Origin of the sequence: Streptomyces niphimycinicus (genome assembly GCF_018883605.1) — a bacterium.
GTDB classification, from domain to species: domain Bacteria; phylum Actinomycetota; class Actinomycetes; order Streptomycetales; family Streptomycetaceae; genus Streptomyces; species Streptomyces niphimycinicus.
On the sequence record NZ_JAHLEM010001367.1, the window covers coordinates 1 to 365 of the forward strand.

1 pseudogene is annotated in these 365 nt (G+C 71.5%); it reads right to left on the minus strand.

Annotated elements, in window-relative coordinates:
* Positions 1-365: pseudogene (locus tag KN815_RS51445) on the minus strand (transposase); the annotation flags it as partial.

Consider the following 365-nt stretch of genomic DNA (forward strand, 5'->3'; position numbering starts at 1 on the left):
CCGTCGGAGCTCAGATGGAGCTTGCTCGTGAGCCCGCCGCGCGAGCGGCCCAGTCCCTCACCTCCTGCACCACCTCCACCAGCCGGGCGAGCAGGCTCTGCCACGGCGGCTCGTCCTGGTGTTCTGCTGTTCCGGCCCCCTTTGACGCGGTCGCCGGCGGTGGATCGGTGCGGGCACCGGCCGCGTGCTGGTGAGCGCGCACGATGGTCGAGTCGACCGCGATGTCCCAGTCGATGTCTCCGGCGGCGTCGGCCGCGGCCTGGACCTGCTGCAGCAGGCGTTCCCAGGTGCCGTCGGCCGACCAGAGCCGGTGGCGTTCATAGACGGTCTTCCACGGCCCGAACCGCTCAGGCAGATCACGCCAC